Origin of the sequence: Roseivirga pacifica (assembly GCF_900111145.1) — a bacterium.
In the GTDB taxonomy this organism is placed as follows: domain Bacteria; phylum Bacteroidota; class Bacteroidia; order Cytophagales; family Cyclobacteriaceae; genus Roseivirga; species Roseivirga pacifica.
This window is the reverse complement of sequence record NZ_FOIR01000001.1, coordinates 567,395-590,476: the sequence shown is the minus strand read 5'-3', so window position 1 is coordinate 590,476 and position 23,082 is coordinate 567,395. Positions and strand designations below refer to the sequence as shown.

Annotated in this window: 23 protein-coding genes; 13 read left to right on the top strand and 10 right to left on the bottom strand. The window is 42.7% G+C overall.

Annotation, left to right across the window (positions count from 1 at the left end; all coding sequences use genetic code 11):
• Positions 1–47: 47 nt before the first annotated feature.
• The 8 genes from BMW98_RS02695 to BMW98_RS02660 all read left to right on the top strand — a co-directional run bounded on the left by BMW98_RS02695 (position 48) and on the right by BMW98_RS02660 (position 10,793).
• Positions 48–548 carry a DinB family protein gene (locus BMW98_RS02695; protein WP_090256842.1) on the top strand — a complete coding sequence of 167 codons (501 nt, stop codon included), beginning with the start codon at positions 48–50 and terminating at the stop codon, positions 546–548.
• Between the two features lie 324 nt (positions 549–872).
• The gene (locus BMW98_RS02690; protein ID WP_090256841.1) at positions 873–1,214 is read left to right on the top strand and encodes a PadR family transcriptional regulator; all 342 of its coding nucleotides are present in this window, start codon (positions 873–875) and stop codon (positions 1,212–1,214) included.
• Positions 1,207–3,864 carry an FtsX-like permease family protein gene (locus BMW98_RS02685; RefSeq protein ID WP_090256840.1) on the top strand — a complete coding sequence of 886 codons (2,658 nt, stop codon included), beginning with the start codon at positions 1,207–1,209 and terminating at the stop codon, positions 3,862–3,864. Before BMW98_RS02690 ends, BMW98_RS02685 begins: the two co-directional genes overlap by 8 nt.
• A gap of 138 nt (positions 3,865–4,002) precedes the next feature.
• Positions 4,003–6,363 carry an ABC transporter permease gene (locus BMW98_RS02680; protein ID WP_090256839.1) on the top strand — a complete coding sequence of 787 codons (2,361 nt, stop codon included), beginning with the start codon at positions 4,003–4,005 and terminating at the stop codon, positions 6,361–6,363.
• Between the two features lie 81 nt (positions 6,364–6,444).
• Positions 6,445–6,702 (top strand): DUF4212 domain-containing protein, encoded by a 258-nt coding sequence (locus tag BMW98_RS02675; protein WP_090256838.1) that lies wholly within the window; start codon positions 6,445–6,447, stop codon positions 6,700–6,702.
• Between the two features lie 2 nt (positions 6,703–6,704).
• Complete coding sequence (locus BMW98_RS02670; protein WP_090256837.1) at positions 6,705–8,381, top strand: sodium:solute symporter family protein; 1,677 nt, start codon at positions 6,705–6,707, stop codon at positions 8,379–8,381.
• A gap of 203 nt (positions 8,382–8,584) precedes the next feature.
• Entirely contained in the window at positions 8,585–10,486 is a 1,902-nt protein-coding gene (gene acs, locus BMW98_RS02665) for an acetate--CoA ligase (RefSeq protein WP_090256836.1), read from the top strand.
• Positions 10,487–10,538: 52 nt separating this feature from the next.
• Complete coding sequence (locus BMW98_RS02660) at positions 10,539–10,793, top strand: hypothetical protein (protein ID WP_090256835.1); 255 nt, start codon at positions 10,539–10,541, stop codon at positions 10,791–10,793.
• A gap of 56 nt (positions 10,794–10,849) precedes the next feature.
• Here BMW98_RS02660 and BMW98_RS02655 read toward each other — a convergent pair whose 3' ends face one another.
• From BMW98_RS02655 to BMW98_RS02640, 4 genes are all read right to left on the bottom strand, one after another.
• Positions 10,850–11,734: a DMT family transporter gene (locus BMW98_RS02655; protein ID WP_090256834.1), complete on the bottom strand. Its 885-nt coding sequence runs from the start codon at positions 11,732–11,734 to the stop codon at positions 10,850–10,852.
• Positions 11,735–11,830: 96 nt separating this feature from the next.
• On the bottom strand, positions 11,831–12,304 hold the full coding sequence (locus tag BMW98_RS02650) for a YcxB family protein (protein WP_090256833.1): 474 nt from the start codon (positions 12,302–12,304) through the stop codon (positions 11,831–11,833).
• A 97-nt stretch (positions 12,305–12,401) separates the two neighbouring features.
• Positions 12,402–13,271 (bottom strand): carboxylating nicotinate-nucleotide diphosphorylase, encoded by an 870-nt coding sequence (gene nadC, locus BMW98_RS02645; RefSeq protein ID WP_090256832.1) that lies wholly within the window; start codon positions 13,269–13,271, stop codon positions 12,402–12,404.
• A gap of 41 nt (positions 13,272–13,312) precedes the next feature.
• Positions 13,313–13,684, bottom strand: coding sequence for a DUF4783 domain-containing protein (locus BMW98_RS02640; protein WP_162844658.1), 372 nt, complete (start codon positions 13,682–13,684; stop codon positions 13,313–13,315).
• A 158-nt stretch (positions 13,685–13,842) separates the two neighbouring features.
• On the opposite strand from BMW98_RS02640, the gene gpmI reads away from it, so the two are divergent.
• Together gpmI and BMW98_RS02630 are read left to right on the top strand one after the other, a co-directional pair.
• The gene (gene gpmI, locus BMW98_RS02635; RefSeq protein ID WP_090256830.1) at positions 13,843–15,360 is read left to right on the top strand and encodes a 2,3-bisphosphoglycerate-independent phosphoglycerate mutase; all 1,518 of its coding nucleotides are present in this window, start codon (positions 13,843–13,845) and stop codon (positions 15,358–15,360) included.
• Positions 15,357–15,929 (top strand): hypothetical protein, encoded by a 573-nt coding sequence (locus BMW98_RS02630; protein WP_090256829.1) that lies wholly within the window; start codon positions 15,357–15,359, stop codon positions 15,927–15,929. Before gpmI ends, BMW98_RS02630 begins: the two co-directional genes overlap by 4 nt.
• Here BMW98_RS02630 and BMW98_RS02625 read toward each other — a convergent pair.
• The gene (locus BMW98_RS02625; RefSeq protein ID WP_090256828.1) at positions 15,926–16,852 is read right to left on the bottom strand and encodes a universal stress protein; all 927 of its coding nucleotides are present in this window, start codon (positions 16,850–16,852) and stop codon (positions 15,926–15,928) included. The genes BMW98_RS02630 and BMW98_RS02625 overlap by 4 nt on opposite strands.
• A 145-nt stretch (positions 16,853–16,997) precedes the next feature.
• On the opposite strand from BMW98_RS02625, the gene BMW98_RS02620 reads away from it, so the two are divergent.
• Both BMW98_RS02620 and BMW98_RS02615 read left to right on the top strand, forming a co-directional pair.
• The gene (locus BMW98_RS02620; protein ID WP_245733471.1) at positions 16,998–17,318 is read left to right on the top strand and encodes a DUF6787 family protein; all 321 of its coding nucleotides are present in this window, start codon (positions 16,998–17,000) and stop codon (positions 17,316–17,318) included.
• Positions 17,319–17,334: 16 nt separating this feature from the next.
• A complete protein-coding gene (locus tag BMW98_RS02615) occupies positions 17,335–17,751 on the top strand; it encodes a Fur family transcriptional regulator (protein ID WP_090256827.1) in 417 nt (138 codons plus the stop codon).
• Here the strand turns inward: BMW98_RS02615 and BMW98_RS02610 are convergent.
• From BMW98_RS02610 to BMW98_RS02590, 5 genes are all read right to left on the bottom strand, one after another.
• Entirely contained in the window at positions 17,748–17,960 is a 213-nt protein-coding gene (locus tag BMW98_RS02610) for a hypothetical protein (protein WP_090256826.1), read from the bottom strand. The genes BMW98_RS02615 and BMW98_RS02610 overlap by 4 nt on opposite strands.
• 64 nt (positions 17,961–18,024) lie before the next feature.
• Entirely contained in the window at positions 18,025–18,321 is a 297-nt protein-coding gene (locus BMW98_RS02605; RefSeq protein ID WP_090256825.1) for a type II toxin-antitoxin system RelE/ParE family toxin, read from the bottom strand.
• Positions 18,318–18,722 (bottom strand): type II toxin-antitoxin system ParD family antitoxin, encoded by a 405-nt coding sequence (locus tag BMW98_RS20570; RefSeq protein WP_245733470.1) that lies wholly within the window; start codon positions 18,720–18,722, stop codon positions 18,318–18,320. The genes BMW98_RS02605 and BMW98_RS20570 overlap by 4 nt, the downstream gene beginning before the upstream one ends.
• The gene (locus BMW98_RS02595) at positions 18,694–20,235 is read right to left on the bottom strand and encodes a sodium:proton antiporter (protein ID WP_090256824.1); all 1,542 of its coding nucleotides are present in this window, start codon (positions 20,233–20,235) and stop codon (positions 18,694–18,696) included. The genes BMW98_RS20570 and BMW98_RS02595 overlap by 29 nt, the downstream gene beginning before the upstream one ends.
• A 153-nt stretch (positions 20,236–20,388) precedes the next feature.
• Positions 20,389–21,456, bottom strand: a complete 1,068-nt coding sequence (locus tag BMW98_RS02590; RefSeq protein WP_090256823.1) for an anhydro-N-acetylmuramic acid kinase — start codon at positions 21,454–21,456, stop codon at positions 20,389–20,391.
• Positions 21,457–21,705: 249 nt separating this feature from the next.
• On the opposite strand from BMW98_RS02590, the gene bamG reads away from it, so the two are divergent.
• The gene (bamG, locus tag BMW98_RS02585) at positions 21,706–23,082 is read left to right on the top strand and encodes a BamG family beta-barrel-assembly machinery protein (RefSeq protein WP_139177368.1); all 1,377 of its coding nucleotides are present in this window, start codon (positions 21,706–21,708) and stop codon (positions 23,080–23,082) included.

The following is a 23,082-nucleotide window of genomic DNA, read 5'->3' as shown; positions in this document are numbered from 1 at the left end:
TAAGTAAGCACTTACGTATAAACGAGTTAACCAAACAAAACTCAAATATGAAAACTCGTCAAAAACTCGCAGTGCTGTTAGCTGCATTTACCCTTGTTATTTTTGCAAGCTTTATGTCGGTGGCACCAGCCAAAAAAGGTGGCTACGATTGGATGAAAGCCCGATTAGACGCTTCGAAAACATACACCATGGCCGTACTTGAGGCCATGCCCAAAGATGCCTACACCTACAAACCCAATGAAGATCAGCGAACTTTTGCGGCCCAAGCTTACCATATTGTCTATAGTATTGATTATTTTCATCGCGCCTTTGCTAATGGAGGCAACGCCCAATGGCAACCCGGAGATGAGGAAGCCATGTCGAAAGCCGAGCTTATTGATTGGGCAAACAAGAAATTCGATGAAATGAATGATTTCATCTTAAAGCAAGAAACTAATGATAGATTGACGGCTGGCGTAATGTCCTACCTCGATCATAATGCGCACCATCGCGGGCAAATTGTCACTTATTTGCGCATGAAGGGCATTCAACCACCCAACTATCAGTAAAGCACTCATCTTCAACCTTAACTATTGCGTCAACCTTACCAGGGTTGGCGCTTTTTTTATGTCCATTGGTTGAGGTTCATAGTCTATGAACAGCCACACTACATTGGTGACAACACAAACAACTAAAAAACAACTGCCACTTTTGGTGTCCTCACCAAAAGCATGAACCCCAAATTCCAGTTTAAGTGACACGGCCCAACCACGTTGGTGTTGTCACCAACGAAGGAAGGAGCAAGACCCTATTCTAAAGTTTTCTCTTGAAGCAAAATTCATAAATGTAGATTTTGTAAATTATAATTTCTACATTTACGAAAATTGATTGCAATGAAAGGGACGCAACTTGGTGAATTTGAAGAACTGGTACTGCTAATTGTTGGCGTGCTTTACCCAGAAGCATATGGGTTGAACATTCGTACAGAGATTATAAACCAAACCAACCGAAAGGTGGCCATTGGCGCTGTGCACTCGGCACTAAGTCGTTTAGAGGAGAAAGGATTTTTAGAATCGAAACTAGCGGACGCCACGCACGAACGAGGTGGCCGTAGAAAGCGCCTTTTTAATATTACTGCTGCAGGAAAAGGAGCCTTGGAAAAGAACCACGAACTAAGGAATTCACTTTTCAACCAGATTCCTGAATTGGCATTAAAAGGCTTGAAAATTGGCTGATCAAAACCCGCTATATCAGCCGCCAAAACTGGCAGAAAGAATCTTAAGCCTTTGCTGCAAAGGAAGGTTGCTCGAAGAAATTGAGGGCGACCTGTTTGAATACTATCAAATTGAGCGAGAAGAAAGGTCCAAGTTCAGGGCAAACATTAACTATTGGTTTCACCTCCTGAATTTTCTTCGCCCGTTCGCACTCAAAAAACTCGGTCAAAACTCAAATACTATCATTATGTACAGAAGCTACTTAAAATTCGCTTGGCGCGGAATGATGCGTCAGAAACTCCAAACGGGCTTTCATTTGCTTGGGCTAATTTTGGCCTTTACCGTTTGCGGATTTATTTACCTGCATGTGCAGTACGAAACCTCGTACGACAAGCACCACCAACATGCCGATGATATTTATCGGATTGCTTTTATGAATAGCAATCCGCAAACAAGAACTCCACACCCAATGGCACAGGCCATGGTAAATGATTTTCCGGAGGTAAAAAGGGCGGTAACCCTATCGCCAATTTATGGCCCTGGCATGACCAAGCAGCCTGTAATACTAACCCAAGATGCTACCAATGTTACTCACGAGGTGGCAGAAGGCTACTTTGCCGACACCACGTTTTTCGATGTTTTTAGCTACGAACCAGTATTCGGAAACCCTAAAGATGCACTTACAAAAGAGTGGGCAGTAGTACTTTCTGAATCTACAGCCAAACGATTTTTTGGCGAAGAAGACCCCATAGGGCAAAGGCTTTCTTTTAACGGAATGGTAGATCTTTTGGAAGTGGCCGCAGTAGTGAAAGATGCCCCGAAAGCTTCGCACTTTCGATTCAATTTTATGCTTTCTTACGTAACGCTTAAGACCTTGCCGTTTAACGAGCCGTGGCTTTCTTGGGATGATTTTGGGCACTTTAACTATGTGCAGTTGCAAAGCGGTGCAGATGCCGAGGCGCTAGAAGCGAAAATTCCAGGCTGGGTTACCACTTACCTCAATTGGTCTGGAGGTGACTTGGAAGCCTTACAAAATGGCGATGATCGTTTTGCCTTGCAACCGATTAGAGACATCCACTTACACTCTAATTTGCTTTGGGAGCTAGAAGCCAACGGCAGCTACACCTACTTGCTGATTTACGGTGTGAGCGCCATTTTCATTTTGCTTATTTCCATTATCAACTTTGTTAATTTAAGCACCGCCAAGGCAGCTCAGCGACTTAAAGAAATTGGTGTAAAGAAAACGCTTGGCGCGAACAGAAGAGAAGTTTTTAACCAGTTTATGACCGAGGCCTTTGTAACCACTTTTCTGGCTTTGGTATTGGCAGTTCCTGCAATGATATGGCTTGAGCTACCATTTAATAGATTGGTTGATGGCAACATTGAAGTACAAAACCTATGGACTGCCGATGCTGTTTTGGTACTATTCGGCATTACTGTTTTTACGGCAATTGTCAGTGCGCTATACCCGTCTTTTTATCTTAACTCTTTTGAGGCGGGGAGTATTTTGCGTGGCCTAAAGCTAAGTAAACTCGGTGGTTCAAACATTCGAAACGGGCTATTGGCGGTACAGTTAGTCGCTGCCATTTTAATGATTAGCGGAAGTCTTATCATCAAAAATCAGATTGAGTTTATTAATAGTAAAGACCTTGGTTTTGAAAAGGAAAACCTCATGGTGATGGATATATCGGGCGAGCCATTCAGCAATAAAATAGAAACGCTAAAAACAGCATTGGCAGCGGTACCAGGTATTTCAGGTGCCTCCGCGGTTTCAAATGTGCCTGGCGGCCAGTTCAATCAACATTCATTTTACCTAGAAGCGCAGCCAGATGTAGAAGTAGATTCGTACGAGATGTTTGCCGATGAAAATGCAGCCAAAGTGCTTGGCATTGACGTGTTGCAAGGCAGAATGCTTGACAAAGCTTTTGCAGCAGACTCGGCCGGAACAGCCTTTGTTTTGAATGAAACGGCCATAAAAGCACTAGGCATAGAAGATGTTGTTGGCAAACCACTGGTTTGGGCAGAAAACGACAATAAAGTAAAAGGAACAATAGTGGGTGTGGTTAAAGACTTCAACTACAATTCGCTGCACGTGCCAATTAGGCCACTAATTATGATGGTTGCCGAAAACAACTACAACTATTTAGTGGCTAAGGTAAGCCCACAAAACCTTCAGGCAACCATTGTATCGGCCGAAAAAGCCTTTAAAGAAGTAATGCCAGAAGTGGATTTTAGCTTTAGGTTTTTGGATGGGCAAATTGAAGATTTATACCGCGAAGAAGCGCGCACCCTGAGGATTACCATTATTCTTTCGGCTATCTCTATTTTTCTTGCTTGTGGAGGTTTACTAGGCATTATTTCCATAGTAATAAAGCAGCGTGTAAAAGAGATCAGTATTAGAAAAGTACTTGGTGCATCGGCCAGACAAATCCTTTGGTTGGTTAATTTTAAGTACCTACTTATTGCGCTTTTGTCACTGGCCTTGGCTGTGCCTATTTCAATTTATTTAATGAAAGATTGGCTCAGTAGCTTCACGTACCAAGCAGGAATTAGCCCATTGGTTTACGGTCTAACAGCACTTGGCGTAGTGCTGCTCATTGGTATGACAATTAGTGCCATTTCCATGCGCGTAATCCGGGCTAACCCCGCCCAAACACTTCGAACAGAATAGGTTTTTTAGGGGCTGCTGCAACCACTCCTGAGTTTTTGAAGTCATTGGTGTAATGATTGATTTAGAAGTTCGTCTTCTTGGTCAAGGTCAAAAAAGGTCAACGCTGCCCAAGGCAAGCAAACTCAAAACAAAATCGCCATGTTCAAAACAATCATCAAAACCGCCCTTCGTGTGTTCTGGAAGGAGCGCGCTTATGCATTTCTAAATATTCTTGGGCTTACCGTAGGCCTTACAGCCAGTATGCTTTTGCTGGTATATATAGATGGGGAGCGCTCGGTAAATCAATTTCACGAAAAGATAGACCGGATGTATCAAGTAATGGAGCACCAGAATTACTCCGGCACTATTTTTACCACTACTGCCAACCCTGGCCCATTAAAAGATGCCCTGAAGGCAGAAATGCCCGAAGTGGAACACTTTGCCCAGTTTACGTGGGAACAAGAACGGCTCTTTAAACTGGATGGTCAAAGTTTTAAAGAAAGTGGACGTGTGGCCAGCGAGGATTTCTTCCATGTTTTCTCCACCAAATTTATCGAAGGAACTAAAGAGAATTCGCTTACCGAGCCTTCTGTATTGTACATTTCGGAAAGTCTGAAAAAACGCATGTTTGGCGAAAGACAGGCGCTGGGCGCTTCTGTAACAGTAAATGGCTGGGGCGAATACAAAATAGGCGGTGTATTCGAAGATATTCCGAAAAACACCACATTGGAGTTTGACTTTGTAATACCATATGCCCCTTGGGGAGAAAGAAATGATTGGTTGGAAGACTGGGGTAACAACGGCATTAGAGGCCTTTTAACCTTAAACCAAGGTGTTGATTACAAGCAATTCAACGAGAAGATTAAAGGCTTTGTAAAAGAGAAAAATGAAGGATCGGTTGTAGAGCTTTTTGTGCATCCGTGGAAGGATGTTTACCTAAAAGGCAGCTTTGAGGACGGTCAACAAGCGGGTGGCAGGATAACCTATGTAAGGCTTTTTACTGCGGTGGGCATATTTATATTGGTAATTGCCTGCATCAACTTTATGAATTTGGCCACGGCCCGTTCTACCAAACGAGCTAAAGAGGTGGGTGTAAAAAAGGTAGTAGGTTCTTCAAAGGCTCAGCTCATTTTACAATTTATGGGCGAATCGGTAATTATGTCTACCATTTCGGCACTGTTGGCTGGCTTGCTCATTATGCTGCTAATGCCATCGCTCAACGAATTGATTGACAAGCAACTCACCTTCTCATTTTCGGATCCCAACCAAATGGGTACGCTCTTAGGCTTAGGTTTAATTGTTGGGCTGCTAGCAGGTAGTTACCCTTCACTTTTCCTTTCCAACTTTAAACCGGTAAGTGTTTTAAAAGGCAGTTTTAGAATTTCGGGTTGGTCCAACGGCATACGCAAAGGCTTGGTGGTTTTCCAGTTTTTGATTTCTACATTTCTAATTATTGCCACGCTCATCATTCACGATCAGGTGAATTTTGTGAAGAACAAAAACCTTGGTTATCAAAAAGAAAACATTGTTTACTTACCAATTGAGGGTGACTTAGCCAATGAAGAAAGTGCCTATTTGTTTATGTCTCGCGTGCTGGACAACCCAAATTTTAGCAATGTTACTGTGGCCAGCAACACACCAATAAGCATTGGCTCGTCAACCTCGGGCGGCTACAGTTGGGAAGGAAAAGCTGAAGACAGCGAAACACTTTTTAACGTGCTTCAGGTAGGCAATGGCTTTATAGAAACCTTAGGAATGGAAATACTTGAAGGAAGGGCTTTCGACCCCAGCCTTAAAAGTGACACCATGAATGTGATTATTAATGAGCAAACGGCTAAAGCCATGAATGTGGAAAATCCGTTGAATTATCCTGTTACTTTTTGGGGGCGAACCGGAAAAGTAATTGGTATTGTAAAAGATTTCCATTTTAGCTCGCTTCATAGCAGCATAGACCCTATAGTAATTAGCCTTAGGCCAGAAAGTGCTTCTTACTTTATTGCCAAAATGAGTACTAATAATACGGAGGAAGGCATTCAGTATTTGGAAAGCCTAACGGCCGAAATGAACCCTAATTACCCTTTTAATTATCGCTTTTTAGATGAAAGTTACGAGAACCTTTACCGAAGCGAAACCACAGTTGGCGTGCTGGCCAATGCCTTTTCGATTATCGCCATTTTCATTTCGTTACTAGGTTTATTCGGCTTAGCCAGCTTTGCTGCAGAGCAGCGCATTAAGGAAATTGGTATAAGAAAGGTGCTTGGGGCAGGCATTGTAAACCTAATAATGATTATGAGCCGAGGCTTTATTGGCTTGGTTGGGTTTGGCTTTATAATCGCAGCCCCACTTGCCTATTGGTTTATGGACGATTGGCTGAATGATTTTGAATACCGCATACAAATTGGTGCTTTTGCCTTTCTACTGGCTGGTTTTGCATCATTGATTATCACCATTATCACGGTGAGCTTCCATTCGGTAAGAGCAGCTAGGGCAAACCCCGTTAAAAGCTTGAGGTATGAGTAGGCTTTACTCGAGCCACATGTGATACTCGGTAATCTTAAAAAAGTGTATCTTATGAGTTGATCTTTTCAACCGAGATACACCATGGATAAAAACCTGAAAAAATACTGGCGTACTAATTTGCGCTACCTAGCCATACTGTTATCAGTATGGCTAGTTGTTTCTTATGGCTGCGGAATTCTGTTTGCCGACCAACTTAACCAATTCCAATTAGGCGGTTTTCCGCTTGGTTTTTGGTTTGCCCAGCAAGGCGCTATTTATGTTTTTGTGATACTGATCTTCGTATATGTGAGGCTGATGAACAAGCTTGACAAGGCATACGATGTAGACGAAAAGGAATAGCCATGGATACGCAAATCTGGACTTACGTAATTGTAGGCGTTACTTTCCTCATTTACATTGGCGTGGCTATTTGGGCCAAAGCCGGTAGCACCAAAGAGTTTTATGTGGCAGGTGGTGGTGTTCACCCCATTGCCAATGGTATGGCAACCGCTGCCGACTGGATGTCGGCCGCCTCGTTTCTTTCTATGGCTGGGCTCATCTCCTTTATGGGGTTTGGCGGTGCACAATACCTTATGGGTTGGACGGGCGGCTATGTGTTGCTCGCACTATTGCTGGCTCCCTACCTCAGAAAATTCGGCAAGTTTACCGTGCCCGATTTTATTGGCGATAGATACTATTCTAAACAAGCCCGATTGGTAGCACTTATTTGTGCGCTCTTTGTTTCGTTCACCTATGTGGTAGGCCAAATGAAAGGCGTGGGCGTGGCCTTTGCCCGCTTTTTAGATGTTGACTATACCACGGGAGTGCTAATAGGCATTGGTATAGTATTCTTTTATGCCGTTTTGGGTGGAATGAAGGGCATTACGTACACTCAAGTGGCGCAGTTTTGCGTGCTGATTTTCGCATTTACAGTTCCTGCCGTATTCATTTCCTTTCAAATGACAGGCAACCCAATTCCTCAAATGGGTTTTGGGGGTACCACAAAAGGTGGTGCTTATTTACTAGAAACGTTGAATGAGCTTTCTGTAGAGTTAGGCTTTGCCAAGTACACCGAGGTGAACAAAGGGAATCTTACCAACATGTTCTTTATAACTGCGGCACTCATGTTTGGCACAGCTGGTTTACCGCATGTGATTGTGCGGTTTTTCACCGTCCCCAAGGTTAAAGACGCACGGATTTCTGCAGGTTGGGCACTATTGTTTATCGCCATACTATATACCACGGCACCTGCGGTGGCTGCTTTCGCCAGAACCAACTTGATCAATACTATGTCAGAACGTGCCTATAATGATGTACCAGAATGGTTCACCAACTGGGAGAACACAGGACTTTTAGGTTTCGAAGATAAAAACGGAGATGGCCGCATTCAATATGTTGCCGATGCCGAAAAGAACGAGTTGACCATTGATAGAGACATCATCGTGTTGGCGAACCCAGAAATTGCCAAGCTACCGGCATGGGTAGTGGCGCTAGTGGTGGCAGGCGGATTGGCGGCTGCACTTTCTACTGCGGCAGGCTTGTTATTGGTAATTTCCACCTCTATTTCGCACGATTTGCTCAAAAAGTATCTGAAGCCAGATATTTCTGAAAAAGGCGAGTTAAAAGCTGCACGTATAAGTATTGCTGTGGCCGTGGTGGCGGCAGGTTTGGCGGGTTTAAATCCTCCTGGTTTTGTGGCAGAAGTAGTTGCCTTGGCTTTTGGTTTGGCTGCTAGTTCCTTCTTTCCCGCGATCATTTTGGGCATTTTCGATAAAAAGATGAATAAGGAAGGTGCCATTACTGGAATGGTTGTAGGCGTACTTTTCACCACCTGCTACATCTTTTACTTCAAACCACAATTGGGTGGAGGCGGCACTCCCGATGGCTACTGGTTTGGCATTTCGCCAGAGGGCATCGGTACGCTTGGCATGTTGATCAACTTTGTGGTAGCCCTAGTGGTATCGCGGTTTACCCGTCCTACTCCACAGGCCATAAAAGAGTTGGTTGAAATGATACGATACCCCAGAATGTATGACTAATACTATCATTATTACGAGCGGTGCTTTGGTTTGAATCAGTTTGCAATAAATTAAATCAGCCTTCAGTCATTAGAATTTGATTGGAAAACGTTTTCACTCAGATAGGCCAAACCACTGATAAGAGAAGAATAGAGCCTTCTCAGCGAATTAGATTTGACCTCCGGTTCAAATCGCGTATATTTTTCAAGCATTAAATAATACCTATGAGCCATAAAATTCAAACCCTATCCGGATACATTCACGAGTACCAAAAAAGCGTGCTTCAGCCCGAGGCATTTTGGGCGCGCATTGCTGAGTCTTTTCATTGGAAGAAAACTTGGGACAAAACCCTCGATTGGGATTTTGAAGGACCGGATGTAAAGTGGTTTGTAGATGGTAAACTGAATATTACTGAAAACATTTTCGAGCGATACCTGCATACCAAAGGCGATACCCCTGCCATTATTTGGGAACCGAATGACCCTAAAGAAGACAATAGAATTATCACCTATCGCGAGCTGTTTGAGTTAACAAACCAGTTTTGTAATGCGCTCAAAGCGCAAGGCATTCAAAAAGGCGATCGCGTAATTATTTACATGCCTATGGTGCCCGAAGCGGCCATTGCCATGCTGGCCTGTGCGCGTTTGGGTGCTGTGCATTCCGTGGTTTTTGCGGGTTTTTCCAGCAGCTCACTAGCCGACAGAATTAATGACTGTGAGGCCAAAATGGTGCTTACTTCCGATGGTAACTTCCGCGGTGCTAAGCAGATTCCGGTAAAAGCTGTGGTGGACGAAGCCATTGAAAATACCCCGAGCATCGAAAAGGTGATTGTGCTAAAACGTACTGGCGAGGAAGTGACAATGAAGGCCGATCGCGACATTTGGTGGCACGATGCTATTGCGGGTCATTCAGCAGCTTTCAAAGCGGAAGAAATGGACTCGGAAGACATGCTCTTCATCCTTTACACTTCTGGTTCTACTGGTAAACCAAAAGGTGTAGTGCACACTACAGGCGGCTACATGGTGTACACGCAATATTCGTTCGAAAACGTGTTTCAATACACGCAAGGCGATGTGTACTGGTGTACTGCTGATGTAGGTTGGATCACAGGCCACTCTTACATAGTTTATGGGCCGCTATTGGCTGGTGCAACCACACTAATGTTCGAAGGTGTGCCTACTTTTCCTCACGCTGGTAGGTTCTGGGAAATTTGCGACAAGTATCAGGTAAATCAGTTTTACACCGCCCCAACGGCCATTCGTGCCTTGCAGGCCCATGGTTTAGAGCCTTTAGAGCCGTATTCCTTGCAGTCGCTTAAGGTAATTGGTTCGGTAGGTGAACCGATTAACGAAGAGGCCTGGCACTGGTATCACGATCATGTTGGCAAAGGAAATTGCCCGTTAGTCGATACTTGGTGGCAAACCGAAACAGGTGGAATTATGATTTCTGCCCTAGCGGGAATTACCCCGAATAAACCGGCTCATGCTTCGCTGCCGCTGCCGGGTATTCAACCAGTAATTGTAGATGCAGAAGGCAATGAGCTAACAGGCAACAATGTGGAAGGAAACCTCTGCATTAAATTCCCGTGGCCATCGATTTTACGCACCACTTATGGCGACCATGAAAAGTGCAAAAACGTGTACTTCTCTACCTATAAAGGCATGTACTTTACAGGCGATGGTGCCAAACGAGATCATGATGGCTACCTCAGGATTCTGGGCCGTGTAGATGATGTGATCAACGTTTCCGGTCATAGAATGGGCACTGCCGAAGTTGAAAATGCCATTAACGAGCACCCTAAAGTAATAGAGTCGGCCGTGGTTGGTTTCCCGCATGAGGTAAAAGGCCAAGGCATTTACGCCTACGTAATCTGCGATATGGAAGGTAGAACAGAAGAAAGCTTGAAGAACGAAATAAAGGATACGGTTAGAAAAATTATTGGGCCTATAGCTAAGCCGGATGAAGTGCAAATTGTACCTGGTTTGCCAAAAACACGTTCGGGAAAAATCATGCGCAGAATCCTTCGAAAAGTAGCCAGCAAAGACCTGTCAAACCTAGGAGATACCTCCACATTGCTTAACCCTGAAGTGGTTGACGACATTATTAAAGGGGCCGGATTGAAGTAGTATTGGGTGGATGATAGTATCTGGTATTGAGTAAATAGTATGGGGGCTGGTTATGGCTATTAAGGAAAAGTCTGTTGAAGAGATTAAAGCTGAAATTAAACTAAAGAAAGGCTCTGATAAGAGAAAGCTTATTGGTTTAGCTAAAGTGGCAGGTGGATGTCTTATTCTAAGGGCTATCCTTTATATAGTTTCTCCACAACTTACCGGGCTGCTTACCTCAGCTTTATGGTTTCCGCTGGGAATATTGATTCTGGCATTTCCTTTCTATGCATTTGAAAAGCTGCTAGATAGAATAAAGCCTGATTGAATCTTTAAGGGATGGGTTTAGGTTAAAACTACCTTGCTGCAGTAGGAATTTAGTGCCTACTTTACAGATGTACTTTTTAGCTTCTTTCTACTCCTCGAAATAACGCCCAACACATTTGCAGAGATAATTAGTCCCGCACCAATTACTTTGGAGGTTCCCATAGGTTCATCTAAAAAGAAGTAACTGCAGGTCATGGCGATTGGCGTGCCTAGGTAAAAAATTAAACTTGTGGTTGTTGGCTCTAGCATGGTTGTGGCTCGCAGCCAAAGTGTATGGGCCACTACCGTGCAGAGTGTACCTAAAATAATTAAGTACCACCAGTCTGTGGTACTGAGCGTCCAGTTGGTTTTATGGGTGAAAAGCAAAAAGACCGGTAACGCAAATGCATATTGACCGAAAGCACGCGAAAACGAAGAAATTGACTGATGTTTTTGCTGTAAAAAAGGAAGCCCTGCAAAGAGTAAACCACTTACTAAGCCAATAAGAATACCGGCCGTAAGATTGTTCTTCAATGTGAATTCGGGTACAATAAAGAAGATTCCCGTAACGGCCAATAGCACTGTAAACAAGTCCATAGCCTTAGGCTTTTGCCCTTTAATTATCCAGTTAAGGTAAATCATGTGCAGGCCAAAGGAAGAGACCGCCAAGATACCCATGGAAGGTGTGGCCAACTTAATGCTAATGAAATAGGTGATCCAATGAACTCCGAAAAGCAAGCCGATAAACACCAAGGCTTTCCACTCAGACTTATTAAGCTTTTTGAGCTTGCTAGGCTTAGCCATTACAAACAGAAAACTGCTGCCAATTACTAGCCTTACTAAACCAATGGTGTAGGCGTTAGCCGATACTTCTTTTATAAAGAGCGGTGTAATACCAAAGATTAGCACGGCCAAAAGTCCTTCTATGTAGTAGCGAGAGTTCAAGTGATTGATTTCTGCCACAAAGCTAATCCAACCAGCCGAGATAAAAGGTTATTGGATAAAAAAAGCACAGCCTTTTGGGCTGTGCAGGTAAGTTCTTATTGAAAAAGTTATCCTTTATTTAATGTACCCTTTTCGCTTCAAAATTGTTTCAACAAATTTTACTTCGTTTTGAGTTTTGAAAACGTTGTGAGGGAAAAGCATCAGCTGTGCCTTGCTCACCACTAGTACAATTTGATTTTTATCAATCCAAGCTTTCTTAATCTGTTCCCATTTCATAGGCATGCCTTGCTTAGAGTTGAGTTTAATTAAGATTTGTCGGCTATCAATTTCGTAAGAAAGCTTTTCGAAAAGCATTTTACTTTGCTCTAGTTGCGTTACACCCGCAAACTGAATTACCCAGAAAAGAATGTACAGGGTTAGTGCAATTAGCGCACCGATCCACCACCAGTTTGACGGCACCACGAATGTCATGGCCGAAATAGCAATGGCGATTAGGAATACCCACCACTGATCACTCAGCACATTTTTCAACCCGGCCTTCATATAGGCTTTCTTATCGAGTGCGTATTTCTTCGTTTTAACTATCATTTTTTGGAATTTCTAAACACAGTGTCTGAAAAGGAACACAAACATAATGATCAAAACCAAGGCTTCAACCAACATGACTAAAAAATTCCGTTTATTCTTATTTTTCAAATGAATCGGCCTTTAAACTGATATCCAGACTCTTTATAGAGTGGGTTAAAGCACCAACGGAAATATAGTCTACTCCGGTTAGCGCAACGGCCCGAATGGTGTCAGCGGTAATTCCACCGGACGCCTCGGTTTCTGAGCGGCCATCTATAAGTGCCACAGCATGAGTCATTTCCTGCGGGCTCATGTTGTCCAGCATAATGCGGTCTACGCCACCTACTGCCAATGCTTCTTCTACCTCTGCTAGGTTACGCGTTTCCACTTCAATCTTTAAGTCCCTTCCTTCAGTTTTTAGGTACTGCTTGGTAGCATTTACAGCCTGGGTTATGCCCCCGGCAAAATCATTGTGGTTGTCTTTCAACATAATCATGTCGTACAAACCATACCGATGATTTACGCCACCTCCTAGTACCACAGCCCATTTTTCGAGCATACGCATGTTGGGGGTGGTTTTACGCGTATCTAGCAATTTTGCTTTAGTACCGCGAATAAGTTGTGTCAATTCGTGTGTTTTTGTGGCAATGCCGCTCATGCGTTGCAGGCAGTTTAAAAAGAGCCTTTCTCCGCTTAAAATGGCTCTGGCATTTCCCTTCAATCGGAAAATCACATCTCCCTTTTTTACTAAATCGCCATCCTTTACCAAGGCAGTAAGTTCCATGGCAGGGTCGAGCTTATGAAAAATAACGGCTGCTAACTCGAGACCAGCAATCACGCCATCTTCTTTCATTAAAAGGTAGCCAGAACTAACCGCTTCAGCCGGAATTGAAGCCAACGAAGAGTGATCTCCGTCACCCAAGTCTTCGGCTAAAGCGCGGTCAACAAATTCGTGTAAATCCTTATCAGTTACATAGGTAGGTCTCATGCTACAAAAGTAGCACAAACGAGGAGAAGCGCAGAATTAGGCTAGCGTTCTTTGGTGAATTCGAGGCGGTAAACCTTAAATTCCTTGCTGAATTTTTTGGCCCTTACCACCACACGGTAGCTCACCGATGAAGTTTGATAAGAACCAATAGCGTAGATTATTCCACCTGCGTTGTTGTTACCTTGATGTACAAACTCGCAGCTTTCTGCCGTATTGTCCTGAAAAAATTGTTTCAGTACTACTTCGGCTTGGTTCTTACTGTACTCGTTTCTTTCGCCATCAAGCTTTATCTCAACTTTGTTATGAAGGTGCTTAGAAATCTCGCGTGAACTGCTCGATTTAAGGGCTTCTTCTACCAAATCAATAATCTCTGCCTCTTGAGCAAAGGCACTTGTGGCTCCAAAAAGGAGCATTGTTACTAAAAAATATCTATAGACTGAAGTCATTTCTTTCTGTTCGCCAGAAGGTTAACGAAAATGATGCCAATGTTCGTTCTTACCAGTAATGGAAATTTAAATTAATACAATGCCCCGTGCCATACAAACCCCTCATTAATATTTATATTTATGGCATGAATAAGCGTGTATTATTAATGATTCTGGATGGCTGGGGGTTGGCGCAAGACACCACTGTTTCGGCCATCGACAAAGCAGAAACTCCATTTATAGATAGTCTTTATACTAAGTATTCTCACAGCAAATTGGAAGCTTCCGGTTTGGCGGTTGGTTTGCCCGATGGACAAATGGGTAACTCAGAAGTTGGCCATATGAATATTGGCGCTGGCCGTGTTGTTTACCAAGATCTGGTAAAAATTAACAAAGCTGTGGAGGAAGGCACTCTGGCGCAGAACGAAACATTGAAAGCAGCCCTCGCTAAAGCGAAACAAAGCGGAAAAAGAGTTCACCTAATCGGTTTAGTATCCGATGGTGGTGTGCACAGTCACATTGGCCACCTTAAGGGGCTAATGAGCATTTGTGCCGATGCTGGAATTGATAATGCTTTTGTACATGCCTTTACCGATGGTAGAGATACCGACCCTAAAGGTGGCTACAATTACATGAATGATGTAATTAACCATGGCGAAACTACCGGTGTAAAAGTAGCTTCGATTACGGGGCGTTATTATGCCATGGACCGTGATAAACGCTGGGAGCGTGTAAAATTTGCCTACGATGCTATGGTTAATGGCGTAGGTGCCGAAACGGAGGATTTGCTCGTAAGTATTAAAGCCTCTTACGATGAGGGTGTAACCGATGAGTTTATCAAACCGATTATTCAAACCGAAAACGGTGCCCCAATTGCGAAAATTGAAGAAGGTGATACCGTAATCTGCTTCAATTTTAGAACAGACCGAGGCAGGCAAATTACCCAAGCCTTGACTCAAGAAGACTTTGCTGACTTTGGTATGAAAAAACTGGCGTTGGACTATGTAACAATGACCAACTATGACGATACCTTCAAGGGCGTTCAGGTAATTTTTGACAAAGACAATTTGGAAAAAACTCTGGGTGAGGTTTTGGCAGACAATGGCAAAAAGCAGATAAGAATTGCAGAAACTGAGAAATACCCGCACGTAACGTTCTTCTTTAGTGGAGGTAGAGAAACTGAGTTTGAAGGAGAGAAACGCTTACTTTGCCCATCGCCAAAAGTGGCTACTTACGATTTGCAACCAGAAATGAGCGCTGCAGATATTAAAGATGCCATCATTCCTGAATTGGAAGCAGGATCTGTAGATTTTACTTGCCTAAACTTTGCCAATGCCGACATGGTTGGCCACACTGGCGACTTTAATGCAGCAGTAAAAGCTTGTGAAACGGTAGACGCTTGTGCCAAAGAGGTGATTGATGTAGCCTTGGCTACTGGCTACACTACCATTGTGATTGCCGACCACGGTAATTCCGATATTATGGTAAACCCTGACGGAAGCCCAAATACTGCCCATACCACGAACTTAGTACCGTGCATTTTGGTTGATGAAGAGCTACGTCCTGAATTGAAAGATGGTAAACTGGGTGATTTGGCACCAACCATTTTGAAATTGATGGGTGTAGAAATTCCTGCAGAAATGACAGGCGATATTTTACTATGATCAGAAAAACATTAGCAATATTTCTACTGGTCGCTTTGTTTGGCTGCGCTCCTAAAGAGCAAAATGCTGAAGCAGAGCGACCAGACCTTTATTTCGACATTGAGCAATTGCTCGATGAGCAGCAGGGGCTGTTAGCAGCTGAAACACTTACGCTAAATAAACGCGTAACCATTAACGGTGAAACGGAGAGCTTTGAAGCCGTAATTGCCAATGAAAAAGAATGGAAAAGCCAGTTTCAACTGTTCTATGCGGCCAACATTAACAAGTTTGGCCTAGTAGACGCATATAATAAGGAGACTCTCGCTGTTGGCGATGGCATTACCAAAGACATTTATACCAGCAAAAGCCCTAAAAATTTGGTGCAAGTAATTGAATGTGCGTATCAAAATGAGTCACTCACCGAAGTGCGTGTTCAAACCAAAGACAACAACATCATTTACCAGGTAGAAAACGAGTATTTGTTACGATTTAACCAAGGCCTGCTTACTAGCTACACCATTACGGCTAATGAGTCGATGATTTTGAAAAAGGATATGCAAATGGAAATGGTGGCAGAAATTGTCCACTAAATTCTGAACAAGGCTTCAAGCAAGCCGATATTCTCATCTCTCTTTTTTACCAGCAATAACGGAATATCATTGTCTTCCATTACCAGTCTTTCCGCTACACTACCAATAAGCATTGAAATAGCGCCAGAGCGACCTTTAGAGCCTAGCACAATCATATCGGCCTTTTCTTCAACTGCGGTGCGATAGATTTTATCTGCCGGATGCGGGTCATCATCCAGTGCGTAAGTGTGCTCGTAGTCCACGCCATCAAGCTCCATATTGCTAAAGAATCTGTCGCAATCCTTTTTGGTGTTTTCCAACATAATATCGGCAAATTCCTCGTAGGTTTTTCCCGACTTATAATAGCCTGTTGGCACACGGTAAACGTGGTTACTCAATAGTTTGCAGCCAAAGTGCTTCTGAATATCAACCCCTAACATAAAGGCCATTTCCGAGTACTTAGAGTAATCAATCGGAATAAGTAGCTTTTCTAGTTTGAGAATTGGCTTTTCAGGCACAAATAGAATGGATGCCGAGGCGCTTTTGGCAATCTTTTTAGAGTGAAGCCCAGAGCCAGTCAATTCAGCCTTTCTACCCAAAAGAATAAGATCCACCATTTTTACTTTTGAGTACTTAAGCACCTCGTTGGTAATGTTGCCTGTGGCTACATGTACTTTTACATCGCAGGCATCGGGTGCATCAAAAAACTCTTTAATGGTCTGATTCATCTCCGTTTCAAGCGTCTCGTCCACAGGAGCCATCATATCACCATACTTCTCATGAATTTCCTGAGGTAGCTCAAGCGAGGTGGTAACGTGTAAAAAATAAACCGAATCGAAATTAAACGCACGTGCTATCACACTGGCATAACTCACCACGGACTCGTCCATTTTTGTCAAATCCATGGCTACTAGCATTCTAGAATAATCACTTAGTCGGTTCATAGTTTTTGGTGGTTAAGAGTCCTAAGATATTGAATAATCATGCGCTAGACTACATTTGCCACTATTTTTTGGATGGAAGGCGAATCGCTCCAAAAGTTTTATAATTCTACAAGATGCTTACCTTTGTTCGGTAAAATTAAAAGCCGTGGCAAAGCAGAGTTTTTTAGAAAGAATGAAAGAGAAATGGGGGCTTGAGTCGCTATTTCAAGTGGTGTTGATTTTGGTGGTGTTTGCGCTGACCGGTTCTTCTGTACTTTTTCTTAAAAAAGTGATTTTCAGTTTCCTAGGCCTCGATCATTTTCATGGTTGGAAGGGAACGGCCCTCTATTTGATCTTCATATTCCCACTGTACCAAATCTTACTTTTGGTGTATGGATTTATTTTTGGACAGTTTTCGTTCTTTTGGGAGAAAGAAAAGAAACTTGGCAGAGCAATTAAACGTCTGTTTGTCAAGAGTAATACTTAATGTTTACATTTAAGCAGTGAATACGCAGATCAAACAAATATTAAAAGACCACTCGTTGCGCCACACGCAAGGTCGTGCCGATATTATTAGTGTTTTCTTGAACAAGAATGTGGCCATTTCGCATAGCGACATTGAAGCGGAAATGGACAGCCAGTATGACCGGGTGACCATTTACCGTACCCTAAAGTCTTTTTTAGAAAAGGGGTTAATTCATAAGGTGCTTGACGATACTGGCACCATGCACTATGCCCTTTGCGATGATGCCTGCTCTGAAGTGGAGCATCAGCACGATCATATTCACTTTAAGTGTAACAACTGTGGTGAAACTACCTGCCTTGAAAATGTGCATATTCCTAAGGTGAGTTTACCTAGCGGGTTTTCTTACGAGGAAAGTAACTATCTAATTACCGGCACTTGCGACAAGTGTAACTAAACGGGGATATCTTCTTTTTGCTTTAAATCGCTGTGCCAGATTATACCAGGCGGTAAATCTAGTATCGGGGTTTTTGGAGCATTCCTTTGGCCACCATCATCTCCACCTATGTTCGGCCTTTTGCGTTTTCGCATTAGCCTAAAGGCTAAGTAAACCAGTATTACATAAGTAAGCCCACTTAAAAACATATCGTAGTAGAAGCCATTCATACTATAAGATACTCGCTTTTAAACAGAATTGTTCCTGAAAGACCAGAGGTATTTGATAAGGTGCTTATTCAATGTGCTTTTTTACATCCATTCGTTGGTGGAGAATTCTGACAATTTCGACCACCTCACCTTCGGCTTTTCGGTAGAATACCAAATGAGATTTAACTGGTGAATATCGATAGTTGTGCCGTGCGTGCTCCAGCGATTTTCCAGCATAGAAATTTTGAGCCACAAACTCTATTTCATCAATAATTTGCTGGTAATACCTGTCGGCTTGTGCTTTGGACCATTTCCTAAATGTAAACAGCCAGATATTATTTAAGTCGTTAATAGCCTGTGTGCTTATCCGGTATTTTCTCATTGATGTTTTTGATGTAGCTGCTTAAGATTTTCTTGAGGATCAAAATCATCAACAAAGCCACTTTCTTCACCAGTTACCAAAGCTTTTATGAGCTCTTTTTCTTTCGCTTCTTCCTTTTCTAATAAACGAAGAGCAGAACGTACAACCTCACTTACAGAACTATACTTACCTGATTTAACTTCAGCTTGAATGAATTCTTCGAAATGACTTCCAAGTGAGATAGATGTGTTTTTGCCCATTTTTATAGCTTTTATTAAAAGTACCAAATTTTGGTAACGAATACAATCGCTTTGGGTTGAGCCAAAAAAGGGGACTAAACAAAAAAACCGGCTTAACACCGGTTTTTCTTTTAAAGCTTTTTTTGAGCTGCGCTTAAAGCACAAAGAATACCAACCAAACAATAAAGAAGATTGGTAATAGAATTGGCACCGAGTACCTAAGGATATAACCAAAGAAAGATGGCATATGGATACCAGTTTGCTCTGCAATTGACTTAACCATAAAGTTTGGTCCATTGCCAATGTAAGTCATGGCGCCAAAGAATACGGCTCCAACTGCAATGGCTGTAAGGTTGACAACCGAATCTGCAAAGGTACCTCCGGCAGCATAAGCCTGAACATCTGAGATGGTGCTAATGTCGCCACCCTGGGAGGCTAAAGCAGCAGCCAAGAAGTTCAAATAAGTTGGCGCATTATCTAAGAACCCTGAAAGAAACCCTGTTCCCCAATAAAGGGAGTTAGCATTGATTAAAGAAGCACCAGTTTCCGATTGTGCAAACTCACTTACCAATGCTAAGGCAGGCATCATAGTACCGAATATTCCGATAAAGATAAAAGCTACCTCACGGATTGGCTCAAAGTTGAACTCGTTACCATTAATGGCATCCTTATTCGCGAATTTGAAAGAGAAGAACCCTACCGCGAACATGATCAACTCACGAAGAAAAGAGAATTTCTGTCCATCGTATACAATTGCTGGCACACCTTCAATTACGTTCGGATCTAAAAATACCGAAGCAATTACAACTGCAAGCCAAAAGAAATTCTTGGTGCCTATAATGGTGATTTTATTCGTAAAAGTGGTTTCCTGAACTAGTGGATCAACCTCTTTATTCCTATTATCGAAGAAGTAGAAGATTACGGCTAAAAGAGCCAACGCAAAAGCCCACTCCACAAAGTTGTGTTCTACGGTCCACATAAATGGCACTCCTTTTAAGAACCCTAAGAACAGTGGTGGGTCACCAATTGGTGTTAAAGCGCCTCCAATATTACTCACCATAAAAATGAAGAAGATAATATGGTAAGGCTGAATTCTACCTTTGTTCAACCTTATAAAAGGTCTGATTAATAGCATTGAAGCTCCCGTAGTACCAATTAGGTTGGCAATAACAGCCCCAACCAATAGCAGAATTACGTTGGCCATTGGTGTAGCACGCTTGTCCACATTAATCATTATACCCCCAGAAGCAATATATAGGGAGCTTAAAAGTGCAATAAACTGCAGGTATTCTGCCAAAGCGTGAACTGGACCATGTGTATCATGTAATACAAATAGGTAATACAATACCACAATACAGGCCAAACCAACTGCTATAATTGGATAGTTCTTATGCCAAAAATGTTCGTAGAAAAGCGGGCCTGTGGCAATCATACCCAATAGCAGCACAAAAGGAATTACCGTCCAGCCCGGAGGTGCCCCGTGTGCATCTCCTTCGTGTCCGCCTTCTTCATGTTCGGCAGCCTCCCCATGCCCTTGGTCCTCTCCGTGTTCTTCCGTGCCGTGCTCACTACCGTGCTCGTTTTGCTCAACGATTGCATTGGTTTCGGAAAAAAAAGGAGCGGCAACGATCTGGTTTTGAGAAAATACAGTAAGAAGTATTACTGCTAAATATGTGAATAAAGCGCTGCGTCTCATGTAGATTGATGTGAATCGCTAAAATAGACTTCTTAGTTAAGATTTCAAATCCCGTTCATGTAGTCGGGAGAATTGGTGAAGCTTGCTAAATCTTAATGTGCTTATAATCAGATTGTAAGCGAATATTCGGAAAGATTAAGATTATGTTTCGTTTCAGAAACCAATGAGTTTTCCACCCGAATTATTGCGTTTTGCCCCAGTTACAGAGGCCAAACAATTGGGTTGGTTTCTTACTCTTAGCACCCCTAAATAGGCAAAAACCAAGGCTTCTTTAAAGCTGATAAGCTCTTCAGTTGGTACAATTACCTGACCTTTAAAGTGGCTTTTCAGCCTTTCAATAAAGTGTTGGTGAAAAGCACCGCCACCGGTTACCAGCATGCTACCTTCCGCTTTACTGCTTCCAGCTTTGGCAATTTCTATGGCAGCATACTCACAATAGGTGCACATTAAATCCTCTGGACTGTTTTTGCTTGGTTCCACCAGCGGTTTCCAGTTCTTTTCGCAGTCTTCGGCACCTAAAGATTTTGGTCCTAACTCATTATTATAAGGTATAGCTTGTAACTGCTGTAAAAGTTCTGGAACGATTTGCCCTTGGCTGGCGAGCCTTCCATCTGCATCATAGCTCAACCCTATTCGTTCGGCCAAGCTGTTTAACACCATATTAAAAGGGCAGATGTCAAAGGCAATCATTTCCTCATTTTGCTTAGTGCTAATGTTCGCTATTCCGCCAAGGTTTAAGCAAAAATCAAATTCATGAAAAAGGTCTCTATCGCCAACAGGAACTAGCGGAGCGCCTTGGCCGCCAAGCGAAACATCGAGCGAGCGGAAATCATTGACCACAGGAGTTTTAGTGATTTGATGAATAAACTCACCACTCCCAATTTGCAGGGTTATGCCTTTTTCGGGCTGATGAAATATGGTATGACCATGTGAAGCAATAAAGTCAATTTGGGACAGCTTTTCTCCCATTGATAATTTTATGGCCTCGCCAATAAACTCACCAAGTGTTTGGTCCAAATCTTTTATTTCAGAATCTGTTAGCCTGATCCCCCTCTTTAATTGGCCCACTATGGTTTCAGGATAAACCTCCGTTTTGGCTTCTTCAATTTCGAATGACCAAAGGTTGTTGTGCAACTGAAAATTGGCTAACACAATATCGAGGCCATCGAGCGAGGTGCCCGACATGACGCCTATAACCTTATAACTATCTCTGTTCTCCATTCTGTAGCAAGGTACAATGAAAGCGGCTATTTAGCAGATGTTAAAAAAGTGTAAATCGGCCCAATGGGTTAGTGGTTCTGCTTTCAAAGCTTGTATTTAGGGTGATGATTTAGGCGCAATGCCTCAAATACAATAGAATTAAATAAGTTCTAAATAGTGGTGAATTGGGCAGATGTATGCCATACAGGTTTTCAAATCGCCCCCTTCTCCCAATTAATGTTAAAAAATCCTGATTTAAAGACCATTAAGATGGCAGCAAATGTCAAATTGTTTGAATCTAAAATAAAATCTGACATCTTTGTAGCCCTCGAAAAAGTGCTGGTTGGATTGAATCGGGTTAACTTTACAATGCTTAGAAGTCAGAAATTTATAGCTGCCCTACTTTTGGGCTTTTTTGTATTAATGCCTGCTATGGCACAAAATACGCAGTCGGCCTACTCGGTTTATGGTGTCGGAGACCCTAACTGGGGCGGATATTCTCACAACTCTTCAATGGGCGGTTTGGGTGTTACCTACAATAACAGGTTCTATACCAATAACATTAACCCAGCCCTTACAGCAACTACCAACGAGGCCATTTTCCAGTTCGATGCAGCCTTAGATTATAGGACTCACGCCAATGGTGTTGAAAAATATAGCGGAACTACCGCGGGGTTTAAAGATCTTTCAATCAACCTGCCTATAAAGCTTACTAAGTGGAATATCGGAATCAATTTGAGCCCATATTCCAATGTAAAATATGCCTTTACACAGTCTGAGCCGGGGCCAGAAGGTTCTACTGCAATTACGGAAGTGTCGGGTGTTGGCGGCCTTGATGAGGCTGCGGTAACCAATGCTTTTCGTTTTGGTAACTTATTAATTGGAGCAAAAATTTCGTATATTTTTGGTTCTATTCAAGAAGAAGACCGCTTCTACCTTGAAGGATTAAGACCTACTTCATTTGGTACTTCGGTAGTAAATGGAGTGGTTAACTTTGGCCAAATTACGGCATCGGGTGGCTTTGTTTACAAAGCGCCAATTTCAGATTTAAGTAGATTAAATATTGGAGGTTTCTATAATCCTGAAGTAACTTTAAAGGAAACTGCTTTCATCACTTTAGAGAATCAGGCTTCTGGTGGTAATGTATTCAGTACAGATACACTGGTAAATAATTTGGAAACTCAGGTGCTTGTGCCAGAGCGATTTGGTTTTGGTATTAGCTACGAGCGATTTCAGAAGTTAGCCATTGGAGTAGATTTTCAAACTCAGGACTGGACAAAGTACAGAAGAGTTAATGGAACAGAGGAGCCAAACTTCGGTCAAGCCTTTAGAATTGCCGTTGGTGGAGAATTACTCCCAAATTTCCAATCTCCTAAGTATTTGGGAAGAATTAGTTATAGATTCGGGGTTCATTACGAAAGGACTCCTTATTTGGTTAATAATGACGAGGTTAATGATCTTGGCATAAGTTTTGGAGCAGCATTACCGTTGAACGCCTTTTGGGGGCTTAGCCACATAAATGTTGGCGCAACCATAGGGCAGCGTGGTGATACTTCGAACGGAAAAATAAGAGAAGATTACATTAAGGTATATTTAGGATTCAGTTTACAAGACGTAACCTGGTTCGCAAGACAGAAATTTAACTAA